This is a genomic window from Nitrososphaerota archaeon (assembly GCA_011605775.1).
GTDB lineage: Archaea > Thermoproteota > Nitrososphaeria > Nitrososphaerales > JAAOZN01 > JAAOZN01.
This window is the reverse complement of sequence record JAAOZN010000068.1, coordinates 1-24700: the sequence shown is the minus strand read 5'-3', so window position 1 is coordinate 24700 and position 24700 is coordinate 1. Positions and strand designations below refer to the sequence as shown.

Below are 24700 nucleotides of genomic sequence, written 5' to 3'. Positions count from 1 at the left end.
TTTGAGTCTGAGGGTTAGCCCACTTAAGGATCTTAAACCGCACGAAGAGACTATACCGAGCGAAGTTGAAAAGATTAAGGCAGCTCTCCTCTCCTCGGGTGCGCAGAAGGCACCATTGATAGTTGATGCCGAAACCTGCGTAATACTTGATGGCACACATAGATACAGATCTATGGTAGAGTTAGGGTTAAGGTACGCTGTGGTGTATGCAGTGCAATACTCTCAGCCAGAGATCGTTGTTAAAAGATGGTTACCTTGTGCGCAGAGCGCAGATCTAAGTTCGGTGAAGGAAGCCCTAGAACAAAAAACTGTTGAAAACATCGCAGCTGTTTCTGCAGTCGAAGAGCAGCGAGCACCCTTCGCTTTACTAAGTAGGAAAGGCGGTTATCTTAGTACAGAGAGATTTCGATCTATCTTTGAAGCATATTGGGGCGGATGGCGTCTCTTTCAAAGAGCCGCTTCTGCGATCGAATTTTCATCAGATGCGGAGAGCATAGAGTCTCTGCTTAGAAAATTTGAACTCATACTATATCGCCCAACACTTAATAAACAAGATGTACTTAGTAACGCATTGCAAGGGCGTCTCTTCCCACCCAAATCCTCCCGCCACATTTTACCCTCTAAGCCTAAAGATATATGCTTCAGACTATCCTATCTTAGGGGCGACTAAAGGGCATGATAAGGGTACGTCTAATAGGCCATCTAGCAACACACCTTAAGGAGGAAGTGGAGTTTCAAGAAGGCAACATAAGTGTAGCGGAGCTATTAAACAGACTGAACCTTAAAGGAGCTAAGATAACAAGGGCTAACACTCTCATCTTACTAAATGGTGTGGAAGTCTCAGCCTTAAAAGGCGAGGAAACAGAGGTCAACGACGGTGACTCCATTATACTAATACCGATAAGCCACGGTGGATAAAGATGTTCACATTGGAAGTCGAGGGCAGAAGGTATGCTGCTCAAGGGGTAAGAGACGCGGATATAAAAGACCCCGAAGGTTTATTACGGGAAGTAAAGCAGATATCCAACACACCAATCGTGTTAGTTGATGCGGATTTTGTCGCAGGTAGGCGTCACATAGAGCTCCTGTTGAAGCAAGCATACGAAGCTAGCAAGAGAGGGTTAACATACGCTAAGCAGCCTGAAATCGATCTTCTAGCCAGGGTGGCTTGTGAAAACCAGCTCAAGAAGGCGGTCGAGAAGGTGGGTTTAAAGCCTCGAAGAATGAACATCGTCGCCTTATCCCTTGGTGAAGACTCATTCCCAGCAGAATTTCTTAAGATGCTTGAGAGGCTCGGTACACTAGATGACAGCGTAATCGAGTTAACGAATGAAAAGTCCTCGAAACTACTCTCCCAACACAGTCTAGCACAAGCCTACGCCTCCACCTTAACAGATGAGAACCCATTACCCTATCTGCTAGCTGAAAAGTCAGTGCTGCTCGCCAGCGTAGCTAACCTCTAGATCGGGAACCCGAGTGATCTTAGAACACCAAATACTGTTTCTTTGCTTATAGCCCCCTCCCGAACCACCTTAGGCTTCTCCCCACTTATATCAAGCACTGTAGACTCTTTACCTAACGCAGTACTACCCCCATCTAGGTAGAGGTCAACACTTTGCTGCAGACTCTTGACAGCCTCATCAACCGTTAGAGAAGGTTTTTCGCCAGACCGGTTAGCGCTCGTCCCAACCAGATAACCTCCAGCGCCCTCTATCAATCTGAGTGCACAACTGTGGTTTGGAACCCTAATACCTAGTGTGGTAAAGCCGCACGTTAGATTCTTAGGTATAGGTACACCTCTTTTAATTGGTGCTACGATCGTAAGTGCTCCGGGCCAGAAGTTAGATGCTAGCGTCGCCCCGACGCTACCTAGATCGACTAGCCGCTCCGCTCTTTCCATGCTTGAGACTAGAATTGGCAGCGGTCTACTTAGCCGACCTTTAACCCTAAAGACCCTCTCAACAGCTTCTTCATTAAAGGGGTCACACCCTAGTCCATATACTGTATCTGTGGGGTAGACTACTAATCCTCCCCGGGAGATCACTCTTACAGCCTCTTCGATAGCCTCCTCACTACTACACCTCATAATCTTGACCGCACACATCGCCCGCCTCTCCACTTAGCATCAAAAAGCTTATTAATGGTATCTAAACGGATAGACGATGCTCTAGAGGTAATGGTTATGTCTGAAGAAGAATTTGAAGAGGACTTTGAGGAGGACTTCGAAGAGGAAGAGTGGGAAGAAGAATACGAAGAGGAAGAAGAATACTGAACAAGGCTTGGCAGAGCTGAGAGACTACCCATAAGTTTATTTTTCCCCTAAACTCCACTTAACCCGATAGAGTATGAGGATAACATTATCTGTAATAAAAGCTGACGTAGGCAGCCTAGCTGGGCACCACATGGTACACCCAGAGCAGATTAAGGTTGCTCAAGAAAAGCTCGCTGAAGCCAAGGAGAAAGGTCTACTGAGAGACTTCTATGTAACAGCGGTTGGTGATGACCTCCAACTTATTATGACTCACACAAAAGGTGTGAACAGTAGTGAAATCCATGGTCTAGCGTGGGAGACATTCAAGGAAGTTACTGAAAAGGCATCTAAGAAGCTTAAGCTGTATGCTGCTGGACAAGATCTGCTTGCAACTGCCTTCTCTGGGAACTTGAAGGGCATGGGTCCTGGTGTGGCTGAAGCTGAGATTGAGGAGCGGGTGAGCGAGCCTATAGTGATCTTTATGGCTGATAAAACCGAGCCCGGTGCTTGGAACCTACCTTTATACCGAATATTCGCAGACCCCTTCAATACCGCTGGTCTAATAATAGATGAGAAGCTTCACACAGGCTTCACATTTAGAGTGATGGATGTTATGGAGGATAAAGTCGTAGATATCCATACCCCTGATGAATCTTACGACCTCCTTGCACTCATAGGAACGCCGAGCAGATATGTTATACACAGCGTATATCGAAGAGCAGACAACCTCTTAGCGGCTGTAGCTAGTACAGCAAGACTCTCGTTAATAGCTGGGAGGTATGTGGGCAAAGACGACCCGGTCATGTTTGTGAGAGCGCAGCACGGTCTACCAGCTGTAGGAGAAGTGCTAGAGCCCTTCGCGTTCCCCCACCTCGTGGCGGGTTGGATGCGGGGCTCACACAACGGCCCACTTATGCCGGTCTCTCTTAGGAATGCGAGGTGCACGAGATTCGACGGTCCACCTAGGGTAGTAGCCTTAGGCTTCCAGTTGAATGAGGGAATGCTTGTTGGGCCAGCAGACCTCTTCGATGATCCAGCATTCGACCGAGCTAGAAGCTTAGCTAATGAGGTAGCGGATTATATGAGGAGGCACGGACCCTTTATGCCAGCCAGACTGGGGCCTGAGGAGATGGAATACACAACACTCAGCAATGTGTTGAAGAAGATAGAGGGTAGGTTCAAGCCAGCATAGCGTCAACAGCTATCTCTCAGGCTTGGGCTTAGGTGTGTAGAGGTTCAGTCCAGTGACACTATCGTAAGATCTAACTAATTCCACGCCGCTGAGTTCGAGGATCAGCGCCTCTCCTGCGAAGACGGTAGTTCCTTTGAGAAGATGCCCTCCTTTGAGTCTACCTGATCTGTCTGAGAAGACAGCGTGCGCGTGCACCACCACTTTGCCGTTTAGTGTTGCGATATTCCCTATGCAGCTTAAGAGCTCCATAGGCTCCTCCACAGCCTCTTCCACATACCTTTTCGCTGCCTGCTCGTAGTAAGCAAAAGCGGCCTTCTTAACCGCGCCTAGAGCGGTGAAGAAAGCAGCGTCTACCTTATGCTCTTTGGCGAACTCCTCTAAGGATGAGAGTAGGTCTGATTCAAAATCCATTCTGCAGACTAATACTCGCCCTATTTTTACTTCTTGCCAGATCATCCTAACCCACCTTTTCCGTAAGCTCCCTTCGCCTCCTGCGCTAACGTTGCTGAAGCCTCGACCAGAGCCTTTATGTCTTCTTTGGTGTGCGCATATGAGATAGCACCTAGATGACCGGGTAGAAAGAAGATGCTGTGCTTGGCTAAGAGGGCGAAGTAGAATTGGAACTGAAGTTTACGGTCACAGCTATGAACAGCTCTCGCATCCTTAGGCGTCTTGCCATCCCTGGGGAAGTGCGTTAATAGGAGTGAACCTAGACCCGTGGTTGCTGATTGGATACCTGCTTCAGCAAAGGCTCTATCTATGCCTCGCCTAGCCTCTTCGCCTAACTCGTTAAGGTAGGGGTATATCACACTACTCTTCTCGCTTAGGTACTGTATAGTAGCCAACCCAGCTGTCATGCTGAGAGGGTTTGCTGAAAACGTTCCCCCACCGATCCAAGCCCTTTCACTCTTAGGGAGCCTGGGGTCAGCATATGCCATAACCTCCCTTAACCCGCACACAGCACCTATCGGGAGCCCTCCTCCGAGCACCTTACCCAGTGCAGCTAAATCTGGTACAACACCATAGTATTGCTGCCCACCGCCTAAGGCGACTCTGAAACCCGTTATGACCTCGTCGAAGAAGAGTAGACAACCCGCTTTCTCTGTTTCCTCACGTAAACCCTTAAGGTAGTCTCTCTCAGCTGGTATTATACCCCCACCTAAAACAGGCTCGACTAGGACGCAAGCCAGCTCCGATTTATTCTCGCTTATTACTCTTCTAGCCGCTTCAAGGTCGTTGAAGGGCGCCGAAGCGACATATCTGACACACTCGTCCACCCCAGCGCTCTCAACGCCGAAGGGTGGAGAAACATCCTTAACTAAATCCGAGTTATATCCGTGCCAACCCCCTTCGATCTTGATCACAACGCGCTTCTTTGTGTATGCTCTTGCTAGCCTAACACCGTACATAGTTGCTTCAGCACCAGTATTACAGAATCTAACTTGCTCAGCGCAGGGTACGCAATCGCAGACAAGCTCGCCTAACCTAACTGAAACTTCGTTTGGTGTGCCAAAGATTGTACCGTTGCTGAGTTGCTCCCTAAGCTTAGAAGCAACTACCTCTGGGGAATGGCCCAATATTAGCGAACCATGCCCCATCCAATAATCCACATACCTATTCCCATCCACATCCCAAAGAAAAGTTTCTGAAGCCTTTGCGGCGAAGAATGGGTATGGTTCAAAGAACCTAATGTTGTGGTTCACTCCACCCACGAAGACCAGCTTCGCAGCATCGAACAGCTCTTTAGACCTTCTTGTCCTCCTCAAATACGCCTCTAACGCATCATCCCACATATTCCATCAACATACTACTTACAACGCTAACTTACATATCTTCCTCCACAACCCCGGAAGTAAGATATTATTACCCCACCCGCCTACGGTCAATTGGGCGCGGGGGTTGCCAAGCCAGGTCAAAGGCGCAGGTGCCCAAGTGGCTGCGAAACTGAGGAGCCGCGCGCAGAGCTCCTGTCCCGTAGGGGTTCGTGGGTTCAAATCCCACCCCCCGCACCAATATTTCTAGCTAAACCTATCGCATCGGTGACAGGATGAAGAGGAGCATAATGGCGCGGCGCCAGCTTGCTTAATCCTTATATATGGATGAGACGCAACGATCCAGCTGATGTCAAGTATTACTTGGTTTACATTGGAGGAGTTCGGCAAGGATTTTCGCGAAACCTATCTTCCACCGAAGGTCAACGATCTGGTTGGGAGGAGTGTGAAATTATATTATAGTGATGGTGGAGTTGAGTCTTTCAGCTTCAAAGATGATGGGGTGGTTGCTTGGAGCAGACTTTTAAAATCCGAGGCGGGAGAGCCGTCTACTGGACGTTACGTAGCATTTAGAGCTAGGGATAGTGTGTACTTCGTTGACATCACGAGTGACGCTGCTCCTAGGCGCTCCTTGACTCTGGTGTTGGATCTAGGCAAGAACATCTTCACGTCTATATTGGGTGAGATACCGTTGCCGTCTTCGAAGACTCTTTTGGATCGCGTTAGATTAGGGGAAGAGCTCACCGATGTTAGGGTAGTATTCGGTCATGGTTCCATAGATAGACCTCCTAGCGCTGAGACACCACGCCACGAGAAGACAAATGAGCTGCTTGGGAAACGTGTGGAATTTCGGTACGGTCCTAGGGCGGTCTATGAGCATATATATTTTGAGAGCCTCTTTACTTGGCACTGCTTGATGGGGGTTGAGAAGGGGTTAGCGGATACTGATAGGGCTGATTACTTTAAGCTCTCCGATAATTTGTATCTGCTTGTGTGGCGTGAGAAGATAATTCCCACCATGGGGGTTGAGATCGTTGATTTAGGTGAGATGCGTGCGTTTGGGAAATTGTTTGGATATTCGAGCCTTGATGGTATGCTAGGTAATATATATGTGGGAGCGAAACTGAGAGTTGTCTGCCAAGCAAGATGAGTGCCGCCGAACGCTGATTCATCGAACATAAAAATTTGGCACTGTTCAAAATTAAGTTTGGGTTGTTCCAGCGAATTATCCTATCGTTTTAGGAAATTGACATCTTCAAATAGTTTAGCTCTTCACCAGTTTCATCTTTGATATGAAAAATATACTTCCCGTTCCTTTTAATTGGTCTGTTACAATGTATAACAAGCGTGCGTTTTTCCTCCAGAGATTCAATTCCGATGTCAAGTTGACATCTTTCGGCGCTCAAGTTAACCCCTCTAGAGGTCGCATACCACTGCGCATATCCAGCAGCTCCAGAATGCTTCTAACCTTAAGTTCAAAGAGCACATAATCATCCTCTACGTAAAGCGGTTTGCCTTGCAGAGCCTCTAGCCTAATCTCAGGCGCAGCTGAGTCTAGATCAACGAGATCAACCTCTTCTTCGCCTATGTTCAAGGCTCTAGCCACATCTACAGCAAGCTCGCCTAAATCATATAAGCTGTGGCTCCTACCAAAGTAGACCGCGATGTCGTAATCTCCTTTAAGCGTGTAGCCTTTGACTCTCCCACCGAATAGAAGAGCAGCCTTAACCCTCCCCTTAAACACATCACGCAACCTTTCACATAAAGTGTGGTAAGATGGGGGGTCGAGTACCCTATCTTTTAAGCCATCTTTAATAGCCTCCTCGATCCTCACAGCGTCTTCCACAATTCTCTGTGCAGCACCAGTAACGATCGCCCTATCTACTGCGGTATACGCGTGCACGAGTATGTTTCTCATGCCAGCCATCGACTTTAAGAGCTTTGCGTCCTCTTCATTTAGCAGATTTAGGTCTGCCAGTAGTTCACCTACCTCCGAATAAGTCTTGGGAGTTCTTCCACCAACCGCTGTGGTCACCATTATCCCCAAGTCGAGGAGCGCTTGTATTATTAGTTGGACAAGCATTTCTACCCCCCTATAGCTCTTCTCCTCTTTGAGTTCCTTAACTAGATGAACGACTTGCTCGGCTTGTTTGCTTATTCTTTCCCTAACTTTCAATTACCCCTGACACCTTTGAATTAGACGCCATATATTTATAATTATTGCAGTTGCCTCGCAATGTTATTCTAAAAAGATTGTAGGGTTTATGGTGCAGCAAGCATCACTAAAAATCAGCGGAAGAGCTGGCAGTATAGCAGAGCTTTTAAACCCGGTTCTTTGGCGGTAGGTTGTGTGAGTGGAGTTGCTCGATAAATATGCAGCTCTCTCCACCCAAAGAGGCAAGTTTCTCATAGCCCTTTGGGTCCTCGTAGTAATTGTTCTAGGTGTAAACCTCCCGGCTTTAGAGGAGCATATTCAGCACAGCCTAGATCCTTTCATTCCAAGCACATTAGAGGCTAAGAGGGCTCAGCAGATCATATCTGAGAAGATCGGCTCAGACCAAGGGGACACAGAGATCCTAGTAGTTAAGGCTGAGGAGGGCAACATATTTTCAGATGAGGGTAGAGGCTACATATCTGCCCTAAGCAAGACCATTGAATCTAAGGGCAAAGAGGAGCTAAAGGGGTTTGCTGGTGTTGTAAGCGCAACCACAATCTACGACGAAATCCTAGCAAAATACTGGGCTAAGATGAACGAAACATACCGCGAAATAGAGCAGAAGATCAAGGCTAACCTAACAGAGGCACACAAACAATTCTACAGAGCAGCAGACGAACTCCAAACCCTACACCAAACACTCTACACACTAATCAACAGACTAACAGAAGCAGCCCAAATAATATATGGGGTCCCAACCCTCTACCTCCAAGCTTGGTCCTCAGCAGCCCAGCAGATCGCCCAAGCCAATCCTCTCCAACCCATACCAGTCAAACCACTCAACGAACAAGCATATAACACAGCACTAAAGATGCTGCCAGAAGGGGGCAAACCACTCACCGAAGCCTACCTCAAAGCCTTCTACACAGCTTGGTCCTCAACCTTCACAGAAGAGTACATAAAGATCACAGACCTAAAACCCCAACTACTCTATACAAAGGCCCAAGCAGCGATAAACACAGCAGCACCACACGTCTTCACACCAACAAATCTTGGCGAAGCCTCAAAACTCTTCACAGAATTAAATGGGGCTATGAACATAACCCAATGGGCCGATTCAGCCACAAGGCAGCAAATAATCGAGGATACAGCAGCATCAATAGTTTCCAAAGAATCGGGTCTAAGCGAAAGCGTAATCAGAGAGTTAATCAACCTAGGACCAGATGCGACGCAACACGACGTAGAAGTGCTCACAGCCACTCTGCTAGCAGAGCAGGGTCTTGAAAAGAGCATAATCCAGATCTGCTTAGAGCTCGGCAGAGAACCAACACAAGAGGCTTTAGATGCCGCTGCCCAAAACCTAACCCAACGGGTTTTCGCAGAGATCAGATCGAAGTTCCCCACACCACCCTTCCCAGACAGCATACCAAAAGATATCTACAGCAAGCTTGTTAGCGGCGATAACAAAACCGCGCTCATCCTCATTCGGTTCAACGGCAGCCTATCTGAAGCAGAGCAGAGAGTAGCGGTTGAAGCCCTCCGTAAGATTGTTGGCGAGGTGAAGCAAGCCGGGTTCACAACCCTACTAACAGGCCCCATGACCCTATCCTACGACCTCAGAAATCAGGACGTTGAAGACATAGGTGTCATCGATAAAGTAACCATCTTGCTGGTCTTCATACTAGGCGCAGCGTTGATAGCGTCGCTAATAGTCCCAACGATCTCACTACTAACCGTAGGCTCAGCACTCGCCGCAGCAATAGGTCTATTGGCTCTCCTCGCAGAACTAGGCTTCAAACAATACTATCTACTAAGGAGTATGATAAGCGTAGTCATACTAGGCGCAGGCGTAGACTACGTAATCTTCATGATCTTCAGATACATCGAGGAAAGAGGAAACAACATCGATCACACAGCAGCAGTTAAAAGAACAGCCATACACGCAGGAGGCGCAGTAATTTTAAGCGCGTCAACAGTCCTCATAGGCTTCAGCTGCCTAGCACTCTCCTCAATAGGCATACTCCAAAGCATAGGCATAGGCTTAGCCCTAGGCATACTCTTAACACTCACAGGCGCTCTACTAACAATCCCATCAACACTCTCCACCATAAAAGACAAGATACTATTGCCTCGAAAAACCATACCAAACTTCGCAGTCAGACTAGCCATATTCAGAAGAATGGCACACTACTGCGTATCAAAGCCAAAGAGGGTTCTGGCAATCGGGCTACTAGCCACAGCAGCCCTAGGCGCAGTAATCACCACAATATCAATCACATACGGCGACATAGAGATGCTCCCACCCTTCGAATCAAAGCGTGGAGTCGATGCCATACTCAACTCCTTCGGAGCAGCGCCTCTCTCGCAGACGCAGATCGTAGTCGTCAGCCGAGAGCCACTATTTACTAGCAGCGGAGTCAAAAGAGACCTCTACCAAGCTCTGGATAGACTACACACCGAAATCTCCAAACTTGATGATGTTTACCCAGAATACACCTACGGTCCAACTAGACCAAGGGGCGAATATGTGGCACCAGACGAAGTTGATAGAAGCAGCATAAGACAGTACGCAGATGAAGAGGGCAAGACCTTCGTGATAACAACCAGCCTAAAGAGCTTCTACACCGCAGACGAAGCCTTTACAACTATCAAAAAGATTAGAGAGAAGGTTAGCGAAGTCGCAAGAGATGAAGCTGCGTTAAGCGGAGCTGAAATCTTGGTGGGAGGCGGTGCAGCCTTCTACCTAGACTTGACCAACACCATAAACCAAGACTTCTTCTACAGAATAATACCAGCAGCGTGCATAGGCATCTTCATAGTCCTACTAATAGCCCTAGGCTCCATCTTGCTCCCACTTAGGCTTCTAGCGACCACAGCCATGAGCGCGGTCTGGTCCCTAGGTATACTCACCCTCGTCTTTCAATACGGCTTAGGTGCGAAGATATACTGGTTAACGCCACTCTTCACTTTCTCCGTGCTGATGGGGCTGGGAGTAGATTACGACGTCTTCCTCATAACAAGAGTCAAGGAAGAAGCCTTGAAGGGTTTGAGCGACGAAGAAGCGGTTGTAAACGCGGTAGAAAGGACAGGCTTAGTCCTCACAGCAGCCGGGCTGATCCTGGGCTCTGCGCTAGGAAGCCTCATGCTCAGCCCTAACCTAGTGCTCAAAGAGATGGGTTTCGCCCTAAGCCTCGCAATATACATAGACACATTCTTCATGCGCATCTTCCTCAACCCATCTATAATAGTTGTTGCGAAGAAGTGGAACTGGTGGCCCAAAGGGTTAAAAAGCAAAAGATCAGAAGTATAGTTGATCGCATTCGCATTAGCTACACAAGCTTCTCTACTCTATCTTGAATCTTTTACTCACTTTCACCAGTAGAAAGACCACAAATGCTATAATAATGAATGTGATAAGTGACCCTACAAAGTGGCCAACTCTGAAGGGGCCGATCTCTATGGCTTCCCACGCAACGTTTGGTGTAGCAAACTGTACAATCGGCATTATTATGTCGTCAACCAGGGCTTTGACAAGTGCTCCCAGATATATAGACCTAATATGAAGGCAACTGCCATACCCATAACCTTATACTTTGAGATGAAATCTAAGAATTCAGCCCACAAACCTTGGGGTGGAGGTGGCGCAGGCTTAGGCTCCAGAAGTGCCCTTATGCGCCTTAACTCCTCTAAGATCTCTTCCTCTTTCACCAAATGAACCCCTTATTCGATATGCAAACCTTACTATTAATAAATGTTTAATAATAGCCAGAAGGCTTCACTCATTTCGATAAAGTTTGGATGTCTTTGAAGCTATAATGAGCAGGCGAAGTATCCGCAGCTTTACAGATGAAAAGGTAACTATGGAGGAGTTTAGGAAGATCCTTGATGCCGCAAGATTAGCACCTTCAGGCTCCAACCTTCAGGGCTGGAAATTCATAGTCATAACAGATCAACGTATACTTAACCTAGTTAGGCTCTTTTCGCCCGGCTTTCTAGGCAACGCCCCCGCAGCCATCGTTGTGTGCTCAGACCTTGACATCTATGAAAAAGAGGGAGGGGAGTTGGGTAAAAACTATATCAGAATAGCGGACTGCGCTATGGCTGTTGAAAATATGCTTCTCGCAGCGCACGCTCTCGGTTTAGGAGCATGTGTCATTAAATCGTTCTCTAGAATAGCACTAAAGGAGATTCTCGAACTGCCTGAGAGAATCGAGCCTGAATTTATAGTTATACTAGGGCATCCTAAGGAGCAACCTAAGGCGCCTCCCAAAAAGAGGATAGAAGAAATAGCCTATTTGAATAGATACGGCGTAAGTTGGGCAAGTGAGGTGCCTAGAAGTGGGTAACACAGAAAAAAGATCTCTATCCAATTACCTCTTCGAGCTCGCAACGTATATGGCTTCGAGCGCAAGAGGCTGCTTGGAGGAGCCTCAGTCCTACGGGACCTTCAGGCTTATCGATGCGCTCGGTAGGGTTTTGAAGATACAGGATTATCTGCCTGAAGCCGAGAAAGATCGATTTCTAGAGAAGGTAAGAGAGGATATAGAGCGGAATAAGTTTCTTAAGTTAACCAACCCGAAAGCTTTTGAGCAATTCATAGATGATTTGATATTGGAGCTTGCTAAAGAAGCCAAAAAGCGAAGCATTTGATTCACTATTGTAGATAATATGTGGGGTAGAGTGTTAGGTATCTTGGGAGAGTAAATGTTCAAGGTTAAATACTTTTGAGCACCAACTTCTTTTGGATTGGAGTTCCTTAAGAAGAGGGCATCTGAGATGCTTACCCTAGCGGGGAAGGCGTTTGAATTAGGCTTGTATAACTTAACACTCTTTAATTGCGAACAAGCGATACAGTTCTACTTGAAGTATCTGTTGGCTAAACGAGTAGGCGAATACCCTAAAACACATAGCATCGAGGTACTGCTATCTGAGCTTAGAGAGATAGGTGCTGAGCCGCCGGAGCTGCCGAATATGATCTTAGATCTATTAGAGGAGGCATACATAACTTCAAGGTACTTACCGAAGGATTATTCAAAAGAAACCGCTATGACCATACTACGTTTCGCAGAGGATTATGTCAAGAGGTTATCTGAGTTTGAGTGAAGCGTTCAAGCGTGTGGTTAAGAGGAGTCTTAAATTAGCTGCGATGAGAAGTAGGTATCAAGAGTCGCTCCGACGGTTCAAATCTGAGCTCGCACACCACCTTAAAAGCCGCGTTAGAGTTCTTGTCTTCGGAAGTGTTGCTGAGGGTAGAAGCGGGCCACTAAGCGATGTTGACGTGCTGGTTATATGTGACGAATTTAAAGAACTTGAGAAGAGGCTTAAGACGTACGATTTGGCTAGGCAGGTCTTTGGCACGCCTAACCCTTTTGAGCTGCATCTGGTAACTTTGGAGGAGTTTGAGTGGTATAGGAAGTTCATATCCAACTATGAAGAGATTACCTAGCAGATAGAATTAAGGTGGGCCCGAAGGGCTTCACTCATTGCAGGGAGCGGAGCTGAGCTTAGCACACCCTCCGCAAATCTATGAGAGGTCGCACATCCGTCATCCTACCAACCACTTTTACAACACCTGGGTAGACGACTGTGTATTCTTCTGCTGTGATCGGTCTGTCGAAGTTTGCTTTAACAGGCCTACCGTCTGGTGGAACTTTGATTAGGATTAGGAAGCCGCCTGTGGGCACCTCTAAACGCCTTAATTTCTTTGAATTTTCTCAGGACATCTTCTACGAACGTCAGACACGCCTACACCCTAGACCGTTCATAAGCCAATCATCTAATCCCTCATACCTGATGAAGGATGTTCAAACATAACGACAAACACGTTTTACCCAATTCTCAAAGATCCTCGTTTGAACATGATGAGTAAGCTTTAATTAAAAGCTGGGTGATAATTTTTCTTTGATGAAGTTGCGTGTTTATCGAAAAAGGGGGGGGGGGCGGTTTACGGATTCTTCTGAGGAGTCAGCTGCGCCCTATACTTTGCTTAGGAGTGGTGATGCGTTCATCTTTAGGTGTGTGACTTTTGCTGACTTTAAGTCTGCTTTATTCGAGCGCTTTGGTTCAGGCGGGGGCGTCATACTCTATGAGGTCGGCTTAGCTTGTGGCGCCAGGTCTTGTGAGAGGCTTATGAAGGAGTTCGGGGATAAGATTGTTGTCTTAAGGTTCTTTTCTGAGTATAAGTTGAGGGAGGGTTGGTTCAAGATGAGCCTAGATTCGTTTGATGCTGAGCGTTGCTCAGGTAGGCTTGTTTGCGAGGGTGTGTTCGAGGCTAAGGTTTTCAGATCAGATAAGCCATCCTGCTTCTTCACAAAAGGTTTCCTTAAGGGCTTCCTAACCACACTCTACGCTAAAGAGGTTTCGGTCGAGGAGGTCTCGTGCTTATCGAAGGGAGATGAGAAGTGCGTGTTCGAGGTTGAGATGAAGAGTAGTTAGTTTATCAGAAACTCGGCGTAAGCATTCGAGGGCTGAGATCCGATCTATGATGTAAGCTTAAGCGGTTAAGCTTACAAGTATGTTAATCCAAGAAACTCTTCTAGAACATGCCTCCTCTGCTCAGGATAAGAGAGCGTATAATCGGTTTCAGCCGTCTTGGTTTAGGTATACAAATAGAGCTTGTTGGTGCTGGTTTTATAGCGGTAAGCATATAGCGGAACTGATACTATTTTAAGGGTGGTGGAGTGTTTCTTTTGTGTACCTGAACCGAGTGCTTTAACGATCTCTCCTGCTGCCCAACCCCTCCAGTTGTTAGCTTTAATGCAAATAGAGAGTATCACGTTGAGTTGTAGAACTCTTTTAGCCTCTGATCAGACGCAGGAGTGTCTTGTAGCCTGTTAAAGGCGGTGGATACGCGTGCGGATACAGCGTAGTGTATAGTGCTTATCCGCCAACCCTGTTTAGGTATACAATGCACGGTCAATGCGCTTCCTCTTGTCGTTTCGGAATATCGATGTTTCAAATGAGTGGAAAGCGGCTTACGCGAAATGTGCTTCTCCTTGATTTTTCAGTCATGGGTTAGGGAAACGTGAAGTTGGGGAGCTAAACAATGGTAAGATTTGTGAACCTGCTATTCAAGCTTCCGGCCCGAAACAACCTTCGTTTCTATTTTCGATTCTAAAAAGAAAAGTATAATTGTGGAAGCGCTCTAATAAAAAAGGATGAGAATGGACCAAAATATTAGGGTGAAAAGGAGAAGGGAGTGGCTTTTTCTTCCTTGTTCCCGTAAGGTTCTTGCTTTTCCCTGTAAATTTGAGCACCTGCTTCTCCTATACGAATATGGTGTGCAAGTCTTGCAGATGCTATCTTCTTTCCTGCGCCTCGGTCTTGAATCCGGTGAGCTATGCCTCTTTGTATATAATAATGATGAGACAAACAGATTTCGTTTTGAGAGAGAGTTTAGAGAAGATATTGAATCGCGTAGATTGTATGCTTTTCCAATCGCGGTCCGGGGGGGGCGGTCACATCACATGAGATAAGCAATTTAAAAGCTGAACTCCAAGAACTGCGTAACCTTGTTCCAAAAAGTTATTCCGGTTTGAGGGCTGTAATGGACTTTGGGGGCTCGGTTACTTCTTCCGTCACTAAAGAGCTTGTTGATTGTCTAAGGGAGGTTCGCATAAGAATGGGTGAAAAAATGCCTTTTACTATCAAGTCGCTAATCGCTTTTGAGATCGATACTTTGCCTAGCAATTTGTTGGAGGCTTTACTGGAACTCTACAGGAACGTTATTCTCTCCACAAAAACCGAGCAGGCGATCATAGGGCTCAGTCTACGATCCCTTTGGAAGCCAGATTTAGATGTTGTCGATACAGTTTCTCGGGAGAGTCTAGAAATTTTCGTAAAAAAACACCTTGAAGTAATCATTTTATCCTTGCTGCTAAAAGCTCCTCTTTGCGGCTACGAACTTATCCGAAGAATCTATCAAGAATACTATACGTTTCTCAGCCAAGGAACCGTTTACCCAATGCTGTACGCCATGCAAAAACGCGGTCTCCTCAAAATAGTGGAATCCAAAAATCCGCGTTCAAAAGTTTATGCGCTGACAGAAGCGGGAAAAGAAGAAGCGAAAGATAAAATAAGACATCTAATAGCGGCCCAAAAATACATTGCGAACTCGCTTCAAAAGGTGGTCAACTTTTAACCTCGTATTTGGATCATTTTCGAAGTTCGAAACTTTCCCTGATATTAGATTGGAAAAGAAAACATTTTAAGAGAACTCTTTCGTTCGAAACGAGTGATGCAAGATGGTAAACGTAACACCCTCGGCAAGTAATTTGGCTGAAGTACTAGACAGGATACTGGACAGGGGCATAGTCATCGACGCGTGGGTACGTGTCTCACTAGTCGGCATCGAGATTTTGACGATTGAAGCTAGAGTAGTTGTAGCCTCAGTTGACACGTTCATACACTACGCTGAAGAGATAACGAAAATAGAGGCTGCAGCGGTCGCACCACCAGCGCCAGCACCAGCAGCACCTACGGCTTAGGTGCTTAAGAATGCCGAAAAGTGTTAGGGCTCTCCACAACGCAATAGACGCGCAGGTAAAGAGGAACGCTGAAGCGATAGCGAAATTGGGGGATGGTATCAGAAAACTCCAGCTAGGTATCAGAAAAGCAAAAGAAGATATTAGGAGCTACGCCAAGAATTTCTGGTATGGGTGAACCAGAACACCCCCTTTATTTTTTTACTACGCCAACTAGGAGCATTTTAATCTGACTTGTTCTGGCATCGCTTCAGTTGGGAATACTATTTCTAAGGGAATTGCTTAGGGAGGGGCGAAGTTTTAGAGGGGCCGTGCTATTCTTTTGCTTCTCTGAATTCTATTCCGAGACGATCGGATCTGTATCTTATGAGTGTTTGACTGTATTTTAAGACCCTTCCGTTCGGGTCCATTGTCACCTCGTACCTTCCGAGTAGGTCGTGCGTGTCAGGCACTGCCTTCCTTTCTAAAACCTCAATAAGCGCTTTCCACCCTTTCTCCTCTTTTGTAAGGCTCACGATACTTTCTACCTTCTTATTTAATAGCCTTGCCATTTGGGCGCAGCATTTTTCGCCAATCTCTAGGATTTCTACCTCATTCATCCTTTACCACCTTTGGTTGCTAAGATGTCTTTGACGAGCTTCTGTTTTGCAGCCCAGTCCGATGGGCCTCTACTTTTAGTTGCTAAAATGTCTAAGCATAGTTCTTCGAGGAGTTCTTCAAGTTTTCCGCCGCTCATCGCAAACCTTTTTGCGATCATTATGCAGGCCCGTGTTCCCGGCTTTTCTGCATCAGGCAGCTTTTCCCTTAGCCTGCGGATAGCTTCAACTATTGCTTCCGCCTCACGTTGCGGTATTCCGGAGTGCGCTTTAACGATCTCAACCTCGGTGTAGAAGTCGTAAAAGTCCATGTAGATGCCGACCATTCGGTCAAGTAGGGCATTCTGTGGTCGAAATACTCCTACATAGTCGACGGAGTTGCTTGTTAGAATCGCTCTGAAGTTGGGGTTGACTTTGATGTAGCGTTCTTCTCCGAATCTCTTTGGGAGCTCAAGTACGCCCTCCTGAAAGACCGGAAGCAAGATGTTGTTTGCTTCAGGCCTAGCTCTGGAAAAATCGTTGTAGATGAACGTGTAACCATACTTACACGCAACCGTCAGGGGGTTGTCCACCCAGCCTGCCCGCATAACGTCTCTGGTCTTGAGAACCGTGTGAATGAATCTATCCCTCAAACTTTCAGCCTCAACTTCAGAGTAGCCTCCAACCAAATCTGCTGTGGTCATCGTCTCGTCACCGTTCACCCATACTATGGGTCTGCCGAGCTCTTCTGCTACACGTAGCGCGAGTGTCGACTTCCCGCAGCCTGTGGGGCCAACGATATGAACAGGGTAGCCTGCGTTAAGCCAAAGCTTCACTTTCTCCTTGATCTTCTTCACCTCCTCTGTTTCTATGTAATTTTCAATGTTTGGCAACAAGTATTTTGTATTGACCAGCCCGGATTTTTGTATTTGAAATGTTTCTCCTTCAAGCCTTTCGACCGTTCGCATCAGAAACTCTGCAGACTCTTTTCCAAGATCTTTTGCCATATCCTTCTTCTCCTCTAAAGTCGTATGAATACGCGCCCCCCTCACAATTCTAGGGTGCAACCTCCTCCATTCTCTCATATTAATCGCTCCCATAACCTTCCATCACGTTTATAGTCTTTTTGTTTCGAAATTTGAGAGAGTAGGTGGCTTAAAATCTATGAAGACCCAGAAGCTGATAAACTGCGGAGAAATTTTGAGCGACTATTTAGGCTGCTGGGGATTGTATGAGCAGGCTGTGTGGGCAACTTGCTCTATCGCCCTTATGATGCTGTCGACGCTCTGTTCGTCGCCGCTGAACGATGCATTTCTGCCATCAAATGTTATCGTAAGAACCTTGCCTTTCCTTTCGTCGAAGCTTGTAGCTAAATTACTGATGCTATAAAGTGGCACTTCAAACATTTTCTCACCGTCTACCCTATACACCCAGAAAAGTCTCTTGTTTGTTAGATAGAGGCGCCCAGGCTTCCAGGTCTCGCCTAATATGCCCATTGCCGGAAACAGGTACCATAATTTCTCCACTCTAAGGAGTTTTTCGTCTTCGGAAAGAGGAGGATGACAGTTCTCAATATTGTGCTCAAGGCTTTTTCCAACGAGTTTCTCGATTTCATCTTTCAGCTCTAGGACGTTTGGAGCGTGGATTCGAACGATCTCGCCGCAGTTGAACTGGATGTAAAGTTCCTCTCTCTCCCTCGCATAGCGCATTTCTTTGTTGACCGCAAGCCCCTCCATCTTGTCGAGTGGGATTTCCAACAACACTTCAGGCGGCTCCCTTCTCAATAGGAGGAGTCTCTTGTTTGTGAGGTACAGAAAGCCAGGTCGCCAAGTTGGGTTAATCCATCGTCTGTCCAGAAAGGATCCAAACGATCTGAGGAAAACTTCTTCCCCTTCTCTAAGAGGCACATCCCCCTTCTTCGCATACTCTCTCGCATACCATTCTCTTGTGCGCTGATCCCAGGCTTCCATCATACCGTATTCTAGCATAGTTTCTATTCCCGCTATCGCAGCTTTAAGGCTTACGCCGATCAATGGTATGCCTGCCACAGATATTATCAAGTCCGCATTTAACACAAGTCCTCGGTTCAGAAGTTTGTCAAGTAGATCAACAAGGTCGTTTTCTCTCTCAGCCTTCATCTTAGACGCACCACACAATCTTCATACGCATCTTCACGCCTCCTTAAATGTAACAAAGCTGAAAGGCGCCCAGGGCCCGGTGAAGCGAACGATATATCCTTCGCGAGCGTTTATCTCCTCAAGTAACTTGCCAAGATCTTCAACCTTGCTCTTATGCACTAAGCACGAGAGCGTCACAACCAACTTTTTGTCCTTATATTTTTCTGGTACTCGCGAAGTTTCTTCGACCTTCATTTCCTCGACCAGCTCCCTTATCTTTGAGGCAAACTCCTCGGCAAGCTTGGATATTTCGGCTGAAATTTTATCTTTTACCTTAAGCTCCAATTTCCGCCGAAGCAGGTAGGTCGACGCCTGCGGCATTTTTTCAATTTTTCCCTTCAATGCTCTCAGCTCCTCGTCTTCGCTCAAAATCTTCTCCGCGAGCCTATCTTGATCGCAGAAGATTTGCACCGTATATTCCGCCTTGTCCTTAACCTTCTCAAGCCCTTCCTTAAACTTCTCATAATTCCTACTTAGCCAATCTTTAACCGTAGTCTCGTCTCCTTTGATTATCACGTCAAAGGAGAAGGGCAAGACTGTGCCGAATAGTTCTGTTGCTTTGTCGATTACATAATTGTGGTTGAAGATCCACCTTTTCACCTTCTCCTCGTCCTTCGACACGTAGGGCTTAGCTTGGCAAGAGTGCACAACCACAGCAACATCCTTATAAGGGATCGTATAGACTTCGGCATCTTCTATACCTATCCTGCCTAAGTTAAGCTCCACTCCACCGTTGATTATGCAGTAAAGGTATCTGCCTTCGCCAGCTTCTTGCACCTCACTCATCTCTATCTGACCTCTTCAGCCCACCTCCTCGGATTCAAGAACTTATCTATCACTTTATCGGCTACTTCATCAAGTCCATCTCGTACAGATTTTACAGCATCCTCGATCCCGTTCTCCTTCTTTATGTTTTCAAGCGCCTCATTCAAATCGGCTAGAGCGATGCTAAGCCTCTCAATTTCCTCGTCTTCCAAATCCCCCCTCTCCATTCTTCTAATAGCTTGTCTTTCAAGCACCTCTTTTATGATTTCAACTAGGGCGACGACTACACCTAGTAAACCTTGCTTAAGGTTATCCTCATCGATACTGATGGGCATGCGTTCCCCCTCCATTTCGAACACGCTGTAGTGTAAGGGGCAGTGAACCTAAGTTGAGATTATGGTTGGCGCTTGCTTGCGCTTCTTTCGCGGGCTAACCCAACCACAGTAGGGGCAGCCTTCCTCAAACAGTTCGTCTTCTGGAACCTCATTTCTGCAGCCAGGACATTTCGCCTTCCTTATTTCAATCTCCTTCCACCCTCTCGCCTGATAGTTTGTGCCAGATGGGAATTCTAGCCCATACTTTGCCGCTGTCTCGAAGGATGCTAGCGCGGCCCTAATTTTTATGCCAAGTAGCTCGGTGCCTGCAACCGACACAGAGATGTCTGCGTTTATCACAAGCCCTTTTTCCAGAATCTTTTCTACAACCTGCGCGAGGTCGCCTTCCTTTGACGGTACTAGGCTCTCAACCATCTCTTATCTTCTACCTCCTAACGATGTTTTAAAATTCATTTATTAAATATTCTGTCTCGAATTTCGACATAGTCGGATTCTTCTGCTAAAACGTTCCTTTAGGTCTCTTTTTGCTCGTTGACTTATGCACCTACGTCTACACCTATCTTTGATACGCTTTCAGCTGTCTTCTAAACCGCTTCCTCGTATTCTCTTCGCGTCTGTCTTGTCAGTCCTTCTAACTTTCCACGGTCTCGAACCTTCTGCCGTAGACCCTCGGCTTCGGCTTGACGCTTGAATACTTTGGCCTTAGTGGTACACTTGACCAATTTGAAGGATTCCTGACCAGTTTCGCCCATTCACGCGCAGCCAGGGTTCTAAGCCTTGAGGTCGGGTTAAGGTTCTTCGCCTGCTCTTGCTTCCTTCGACTCATTTTGGCTTCGTTTCCTTCGACCTGAAACTTCAGCTTACGCCTTATCGCAAGCAATTTGATTCTGCCTCGGTCTCTAGCTAGCTCAGCTTTCCTTACTGCCTTCATTCTCTGGAAGCTGATTGGTGCTTCAACACTCCCAGCCATTCTCACATCCCTGTAAATCGGTTTATCTTAAGCCTATTTACCCTTTATCTTTCGAAGTTCGAAGTTTCTTTCTCAGCCTGATTTCGAGGACGCCGTTTTTGAACGATGCGTCTAAGATTTTATCGACCTCGCTGTCCTTCGGTATCGATACTTCCTTCAGGATCTTGGTGCCTGCCTTGTTTGAGGTGATCTTTAATGTATCGCCCTCTATCCTAAACTTTAAGTCTTCTTCCTTGACGTTTGGGATGAGCGCGACGACGACGATGTGATCACCCCTGTCGAAAACGTCTACTAACGGCTTCTCCACGCCTCCCGCTGGGGGAGCCCTTGGTCTGGCAGGTGAAAGATATCTAATGGTATAGGAATATGTAACGTCGGCTCCCATTAACTTTCCTTTTCCCCTTTTCTCCACCACCTCCTTTTGCGCCAGCTCATCTAATGCTCTGATGAATTCACGTAGTCCTTTTAGCAGTTCATCGAACCCCACGTTAAACACCCACGTTTAGAATGTCGACCCGCTTTATGATGTTCGATTCTCTGACACGCTGGGCTATCTTCAGCTTTTCTGTGAGCTCAGCGTATCTTCGCTCATACTCTTCTTTCGTGATCTCGCCGAGATCGTATAGGAGCGCGGCCTCCTTTAACTCGTCGCCGATCTTTTCGGGGTTGTAGAGCTCTTGGATCGCATAGTCTCTTATTGTCTCAAGCAACCAGAGCATGTCAAAGGGTGGTAGTGAGATGCCAACCATCCGAAGTATTATGTCGTCGATCAAAAATGGCATCCTAATCTCTCCTCCCAATCTTTATTTTCACAAAGTTGGACGGGGGCCAAGGGCCTGTGACCTGAAATTTTAGCTGCTTAAACTTTTCTTCGAGCGCCCTAGCTTTGTTTAGGAAGTTCTCCACATCCTCTTTTCTTATAAGGTAGTAGGCGTTCAAAATGAGGGATCTGCTGAACCGCTTACCGAGCTTGGTTTGGACTGCCAGTTTGCGCAGCTCCCCTATCTCTGAAGCGAACGCGTCTTCGTCGAGCTCAACCCCCTTTGGCCGAACCACCTTGACGCCGAACTCCGCCTTGCCTTCGATTTCGTTTAAGGCCTTTCTTAACTCGTCGCGGCTTCTCTCAAGCACTCTTCGAAGTACTTCCTCGTTCTTGAACACCATACCGAAGGCCATCGGCAAAACCGTGTGTTCTCTCATTACAAGCGTCATGACTTGTATGTGAGCGTAGGCGTTTTCCTTATTAGGTGTGTACTCTTTGAACGGTGCGTTGCTTACGACGGCGGCGACATCCCCGTAGGGAATAGTGTATACCTCCCCACTGTTTTCTATGCCGATTTCTCCAAAGCTGAGACTGCGGTCGCTACCGTCCCAAGGTATAATACAGTAAACGTATCTTCCTTCCTCAGGCGGCTTAACAATCCTTTCTAGCTTTTTCTCTTCTTCTTTGGCTTCAAGCCACATTTTATATGCCTGAGCAATCTTCACAAGCTGCTTAAGATGTTCATCGAGGATACAGAGGTAGGTTCCGCTACGCCCCGGCAGAAGAAATGGTCTTCGTCCGACGACCCCCCTTCTTCCAACTACCTTTATAGCGTCTAACGGCTTTGGATCTGTTTGGCCGGTGAGCCTATATGCATCGTTTATCTCCCTTAGTCGATCGAATGTTTCAGTGCGGATGAAGAAATAGAGCCCCCGCTGCCCCACTATTCGAAATGGCTCCTTCCCCCCACCTTTCCCGATCACTTCAATATCAGGCGGATACTCCATGCTTCACATACATTTCCGTTGAAACTCGGCTATGATTTAAACCTTATTTTTCAGAATCCGAATGTTCCTTTTGCCTCACATTTATCGTAACCGTCTGCAGAAAACTGTTAAGGAGCAGGCTTGCCCTAACGCGTTCTTCAAGCATCTTAAAGATTTTTTCTTTTGCTGCCTCGTCAAGCCTATAGGTCTTATTCTTCACACCGTATTCACATTTCAACATCCCCCTTTTCTCGAGGAGATGCAATAGCGGGTAGACTGTGCCTGGGCTGAGTAGCACATTAAACTGGTCGTAGACAGCTTTTATAATCTCGACCCCGCATAACGGTTTCCTAAGGAGGAGGGTGAGCACGATGCTCTCAAGTTCGTCCTTAACTAATTGCTGGACGGCATCTTCAGAGATAGAAGTTCGATCGGGAGATTCTCCTGCTAGAAGGACCATGTCGCTCGTCGTTAGTATGAGTTTATCGTGGAAGGACACAAGCTGTTTAACCAGTTCTGGGCTGAGCTTGCTCATATCATATGTGCAAAGGATCGTGTGCTCTCCACATTTTTCTTTCAAGTACTCTTCCCTATTAAGATGGTCGATGTAGCTGCCTTTTCTTGTCTGCATATAGTTTTCCATCAATCTAGGATCGCTGAGGCTTATCGAGCCAGCGTCTACAACAATCCTTAGGCCACGTTTGCTGGCCAAAAGTTTACCGAGCTTTTCTGGGCGTACTATGATGAGATTAGGGTTTAACATTTTAAACACGTTTTTCACCGTCTCCGGATCGTCAGCGGTCACATAAACCGCACTTCCCCTCCCGACGGTTGCAAGGAAAGGTATTTGAATCGAGTACTTGTTAACGCCAGAACTGTAGAAGTGTAAAACATGCTTAAACTCTCCAGTGGTTGATGGTGCAATGTTTACATTAGACGGCAACGACTCGCCCTTTAACATACTTGATTCCTACTAAACACCAGCACCATATATGGATTTTATGTTTCGAAACTCGAAATAAGAGAGAACTTCAACAACATAAAGTCTGTGACCAGAGTGAGGAGCAACTCCGTACCGAAGAGAGTCTTAAACAGTGTATCAACCAGAAACCCCTACAAAACTCCCACCACATAATCGAATTTTCCTGCGAAGAACGGTGCAAAAGAGTTCTTTAAAATTCTAGTCCATATCCTGTTCTTGCCTTCCTTTTCAAGCCTTAATAATTTTTCAAAGAGCTCTGATAGGATTAATACCTCATCTTTTTCCAAGCTTACCTCTCTTAATAGTCTTGCCTTAAACTCGTTTAAGCTGCGTTTTCCCCTAATGCACTCCTCTATTACCGTTAAAGTTTTCGCCAGCAATCCTTTCTCCACTGCGCTGGTTGGAATGCTGAACTCTCCCACAGCCGTCTTCAGGATATATGCTGCCCCTGTGAGCGTCTGCCTCCTCTCTACGAGTATCGAGTCAGCTAGGTAGACGGGTATCTCTATCGGCTCATCACCTCTCTCCCTCAGCATATCGCCTAAAGCTATGAGGTAGTTTGTTCTTGAGGCGATCACAGCAAGGGGGTTGAGGTCAAAACCAACGATGTTCTTCGTAATCCTCCTTAATGCTGTACCTTTATCCACCCAATGCTCCTCAACATACCGTCTAAGCCTACCTATAGCCAAGACGAGGAATGTTCCGCTCCCGCAAGCTGGGTCGAGGAGCCTGAGATCGAGTGGGGCTAATGCGTCGTTCTTTTCCTCCCAAAAAAGAGAGCAGAAGATTAGGGTCGACGAGATAGAGAGGTAAATCGCCGCTGCGTCACGTATAGCCGATATGAATTTTTGTGGGTTGTCGTGGTGTGTGAGCGCAGCGGAAACGCTTCTATATGCTAATGGTAAGGTTAAGAAAGATATTACTGTGAGTAGAGGGAGTATCCCGAACATCAGCCCAAGGGCAATCAGGGTGTAGGACAAAACTATGATGAGTGAGTAAATGAGGATGCCATTTCTTTGACCAAACCTCACCACCATAAAGCGGCTTCGCCAACTCAATCCTTGCAAGTTTTGTTAACTTTACTCTCCTTGTGTACCTAAACCTTCAACGCTTACTTTTGCGATCAGTCTATGCCCGGCTTACTTCACCCTCGCCAATTAAAGTAACAGCAAGCGCGTGATTGGCGATTTCTTTGTGAGTGTAGCGTTGAAGGAAATATTCAATTCTCAACCGTAGCCGCATCAAGGGCTTCCCATTCGCATAACCCTACGCCCCACTCCGCCAAAATTTTGGC

General features: G+C 46.7%; 31 protein-coding genes, 1 tRNA gene and 1 pseudogene. 15 read left to right on the top strand and 18 right to left on the bottom strand.

Annotated elements, in window-relative coordinates:
• Position 1 precedes the first annotated feature (1 nt).
• Genes HA494_06175 through HA494_06165 form a run of 3 tightly spaced genes read left to right on the top strand, consistent with a single transcriptional unit; the run spans position 2 to position 1463 of the window.
• Positions 2–670 carry a ParB N-terminal domain-containing protein gene (locus tag HA494_06175; GenBank protein ID NHV97356.1) on the top strand — a complete coding sequence of 223 codons (669 nt, stop codon included), beginning with the start codon at positions 2–4 and terminating at the stop codon, positions 668–670.
• Between the two features lie 5 nt (positions 671–675).
• Positions 676–918, top strand: coding sequence for a MoaD/ThiS family protein (locus HA494_06170; GenBank protein ID NHV97355.1), 243 nt, complete (start codon positions 676–678; stop codon positions 916–918).
• A 2-nt stretch (positions 919–920) separates the two neighbouring features.
• On the top strand, positions 921–1463 hold the full coding sequence (locus HA494_06165) for a hypothetical protein (GenBank protein NHV97354.1): 543 nt from the start codon (positions 921–923) through the stop codon (positions 1461–1463).
• Here the strand turns inward: HA494_06165 and HA494_06160 are convergent.
• A complete protein-coding gene (locus HA494_06160) occupies positions 1460–2104 on the bottom strand; it encodes a threonylcarbamoyl-AMP synthase (protein NHV97353.1) in 645 nt (214 codons plus the stop codon). The genes HA494_06165 and HA494_06160 overlap by 4 nt on opposite strands.
• A gap of 241 nt (positions 2105–2345) precedes the next feature.
• On the opposite strand from HA494_06160, the gene HA494_06155 reads away from it, so the two are divergent.
• Positions 2346–3443, top strand: a complete 1098-nt coding sequence (locus tag HA494_06155) for a fructose 1,6-bisphosphatase (protein NHV97352.1) — start codon at positions 2346–2348, stop codon at positions 3441–3443.
• Positions 3444–3452: 9 nt separating this feature from the next.
• On the opposite strand, the gene HA494_06150 is transcribed toward HA494_06155, so the two are convergent.
• Both HA494_06150 and HA494_06145 read right to left on the bottom strand, forming a co-directional pair.
• On the bottom strand, positions 3453–3899 hold the full coding sequence (locus HA494_06150; protein ID NHV97351.1) for a DNA-binding protein: 447 nt from the start codon (positions 3897–3899) through the stop codon (positions 3453–3455).
• Positions 3896–5236, bottom strand: a complete 1341-nt coding sequence (locus HA494_06145; protein NHV97350.1) for an aspartate aminotransferase family protein — start codon at positions 5234–5236, stop codon at positions 3896–3898. The genes HA494_06150 and HA494_06145 overlap by 4 nt, the downstream gene beginning before the upstream one ends.
• A 99-nt stretch (positions 5237–5335) precedes the next feature.
• Between HA494_06145 and HA494_06140 the strand changes: the two genes are divergently transcribed.
• Both HA494_06140 and HA494_06135 read left to right on the top strand, forming a co-directional pair.
• Positions 5336–5455: transfer RNA gene (locus HA494_06140), tRNA-Leu, on the top strand.
• 109 nt (positions 5456–5564) lie between these two features.
• A complete protein-coding gene (locus HA494_06135; protein NHV97349.1) occupies positions 5565–6365 on the top strand; it encodes a molybdenum cofactor biosynthesis protein F in 801 nt (266 codons plus the stop codon).
• A gap of 252 nt (positions 6366–6617) precedes the next feature.
• On the opposite strand, the gene HA494_06130 is transcribed toward HA494_06135, so the two are convergent.
• Positions 6618–7391 carry a DUF86 domain-containing protein gene (locus HA494_06130; GenBank protein NHV97348.1) on the bottom strand — a complete coding sequence of 258 codons (774 nt, stop codon included), beginning with the start codon at positions 7389–7391 and terminating at the stop codon, positions 6618–6620.
• A gap of 178 nt (positions 7392–7569) precedes the next feature.
• Here HA494_06130 and HA494_06125 point away from each other — a divergent pair, with 178 nt between their 5' ends.
• Positions 7570–10680 carry an MMPL family transporter gene (locus HA494_06125; GenBank protein NHV97347.1) on the top strand — a complete coding sequence of 1037 codons (3111 nt, stop codon included), beginning with the start codon at positions 7570–7572 and terminating at the stop codon, positions 10678–10680.
• Between the two features lie 33 nt (positions 10681–10713).
• Here HA494_06125 and HA494_06120 read toward each other — a convergent pair.
• Positions 10714–10952, bottom strand: a pseudogene (locus HA494_06120) (MscL family protein).
• A 233-nt stretch (positions 10953–11185) separates the two neighbouring features.
• Between HA494_06120 and HA494_06115 the strand changes: the two are divergent.
• The 4 genes from HA494_06115 to HA494_06100 all read left to right on the top strand — a co-directional run bounded on the left by HA494_06115 (position 11186) and on the right by HA494_06100 (position 12816).
• The gene (locus HA494_06115) at positions 11186–11716 is read left to right on the top strand and encodes a nitroreductase family protein (protein ID NHV97346.1); all 531 of its coding nucleotides are present in this window, start codon (positions 11186–11188) and stop codon (positions 11714–11716) included.
• Entirely contained in the window at positions 11709–12020 is a 312-nt protein-coding gene (locus tag HA494_06110; protein NHV97345.1) for a hypothetical protein, read from the top strand. Before HA494_06115 ends, HA494_06110 begins: the two co-directional genes overlap by 8 nt.
• A 126-nt stretch (positions 12021–12146) precedes the next feature.
• Positions 12147–12473: a HEPN domain-containing protein gene (locus HA494_06105; protein ID NHV97344.1), complete on the top strand. Its 327-nt coding sequence runs from the start codon at positions 12147–12149 to the stop codon at positions 12471–12473.
• Positions 12466–12816 carry a nucleotidyltransferase domain-containing protein gene (locus tag HA494_06100; GenBank protein NHV97343.1) on the top strand — a complete coding sequence of 117 codons (351 nt, stop codon included), beginning with the start codon at positions 12466–12468 and terminating at the stop codon, positions 12814–12816. The genes HA494_06105 and HA494_06100 overlap by 8 nt, the downstream gene beginning before the upstream one ends.
• Positions 12817–12874: 58 nt before the next feature.
• Here HA494_06100 and HA494_06095 read toward each other — a convergent pair whose 3' ends face one another.
• Positions 12875–13054, bottom strand: a complete 180-nt coding sequence (locus HA494_06095; GenBank protein NHV97342.1) for a hypothetical protein — start codon at positions 13052–13054, stop codon at positions 12875–12877.
• 220 nt (positions 13055–13274) lie between these two features.
• On the opposite strand from HA494_06095, the gene HA494_06090 reads away from it, so the two are divergent.
• The 4 genes from HA494_06090 to HA494_06075 all read left to right on the top strand — a co-directional run bounded on the left by HA494_06090 (position 13275) and on the right by HA494_06075 (position 16031).
• Positions 13275–13805, top strand: a complete 531-nt coding sequence (locus HA494_06090) for a hypothetical protein (GenBank protein ID NHV97341.1) — start codon at positions 13275–13277, stop codon at positions 13803–13805.
• Between the two features lie 1099 nt (positions 13806–14904).
• Positions 14905–15510: a PadR family transcriptional regulator gene (locus HA494_06085; protein ID NHV97340.1), complete on the top strand. Its 606-nt coding sequence runs from the start codon at positions 14905–14907 to the stop codon at positions 15508–15510.
• A 103-nt stretch (positions 15511–15613) separates the two neighbouring features.
• Positions 15614–15856, top strand: a complete 243-nt coding sequence (gvpA, locus tag HA494_06080) for a gas vesicle structural protein GvpA (protein ID NHV97339.1) — start codon at positions 15614–15616, stop codon at positions 15854–15856.
• Between the two features lie 10 nt (positions 15857–15866).
• On the top strand, positions 15867–16031 hold the full coding sequence (locus tag HA494_06075; GenBank protein NHV97338.1) for a hypothetical protein: 165 nt from the start codon (positions 15867–15869) through the stop codon (positions 16029–16031).
• Positions 16032–16167: 136 nt separating this feature from the next.
• Here HA494_06075 and HA494_06070 read toward each other — a convergent pair whose 3' ends face one another.
• From HA494_06070 to HA494_06015, 12 genes are all read right to left on the bottom strand, one after another.
• Positions 16168–16452: a gas vesicle protein gene (locus HA494_06070; protein ID NHV97337.1), complete on the bottom strand. Its 285-nt coding sequence runs from the start codon at positions 16450–16452 to the stop codon at positions 16168–16170.
• Positions 16449–17513, bottom strand: coding sequence for a gas vesicle protein GvpN (gvpN, locus tag HA494_06065; protein NHV97336.1), 1065 nt, complete (start codon positions 17511–17513; stop codon positions 16449–16451). The genes HA494_06070 and gvpN overlap by 4 nt, the downstream gene beginning before the upstream one ends.
• A 123-nt stretch (positions 17514–17636) precedes the next feature.
• Positions 17637–18566 (bottom strand): hypothetical protein, encoded by a 930-nt coding sequence (locus tag HA494_06060; GenBank protein NHV97335.1) that lies wholly within the window; start codon positions 18564–18566, stop codon positions 17637–17639.
• A gap of 33 nt (positions 18567–18599) precedes the next feature.
• The gene (locus HA494_06055) at positions 18600–19391 is read right to left on the bottom strand and encodes a GvpL/GvpF family gas vesicle protein (GenBank protein ID NHV97334.1); all 792 of its coding nucleotides are present in this window, start codon (positions 19389–19391) and stop codon (positions 18600–18602) included.
• A 2-nt stretch (positions 19392–19393) separates the two neighbouring features.
• Positions 19394–19705, bottom strand: a complete 312-nt coding sequence (locus tag HA494_06050) for a gas vesicle protein K (protein NHV97333.1) — start codon at positions 19703–19705, stop codon at positions 19394–19396.
• 48 nt (positions 19706–19753) lie between these two features.
• The gene (locus HA494_06045; GenBank protein ID NHV97332.1) at positions 19754–20119 is read right to left on the bottom strand and encodes a gas vesicle protein; all 366 of its coding nucleotides are present in this window, start codon (positions 20117–20119) and stop codon (positions 19754–19756) included.
• Positions 20120–20336: 217 nt separating this feature from the next.
• A complete protein-coding gene (locus tag HA494_06040; GenBank protein ID NHV97331.1) occupies positions 20337–20675 on the bottom strand; it encodes a hypothetical protein in 339 nt (112 codons plus the stop codon).
• A 37-nt stretch (positions 20676–20712) separates the two neighbouring features.
• Entirely contained in the window at positions 20713–21162 is a 450-nt protein-coding gene (locus tag HA494_06035) for an Hsp20/alpha crystallin family protein (GenBank protein ID NHV97330.1), read from the bottom strand.
• Between the two features lies 1 nt (position 21163).
• Complete coding sequence (locus HA494_06030; protein NHV97329.1) at positions 21164–21457, bottom strand: hypothetical protein; 294 nt, start codon at positions 21455–21457, stop codon at positions 21164–21166.
• Between the two features lies 1 nt (position 21458).
• The gene (locus HA494_06025) at positions 21459–22445 is read right to left on the bottom strand and encodes a GvpL/GvpF family gas vesicle protein (GenBank protein ID NHV97328.1); all 987 of its coding nucleotides are present in this window, start codon (positions 22443–22445) and stop codon (positions 21459–21461) included.
• A 43-nt stretch (positions 22446–22488) separates the two neighbouring features.
• Complete coding sequence (locus HA494_06020) at positions 22489–23385, bottom strand: PadR family transcriptional regulator (protein ID NHV97327.1); 897 nt, start codon at positions 23383–23385, stop codon at positions 22489–22491.
• 152 nt (positions 23386–23537) lie between these two features.
• Positions 23538–24437: a hypothetical protein gene (locus tag HA494_06015; GenBank protein NHV97326.1), complete on the bottom strand. Its 900-nt coding sequence runs from the start codon at positions 24435–24437 to the stop codon at positions 23538–23540.
• Positions 24438–24700 lie beyond the last annotated feature (263 nt).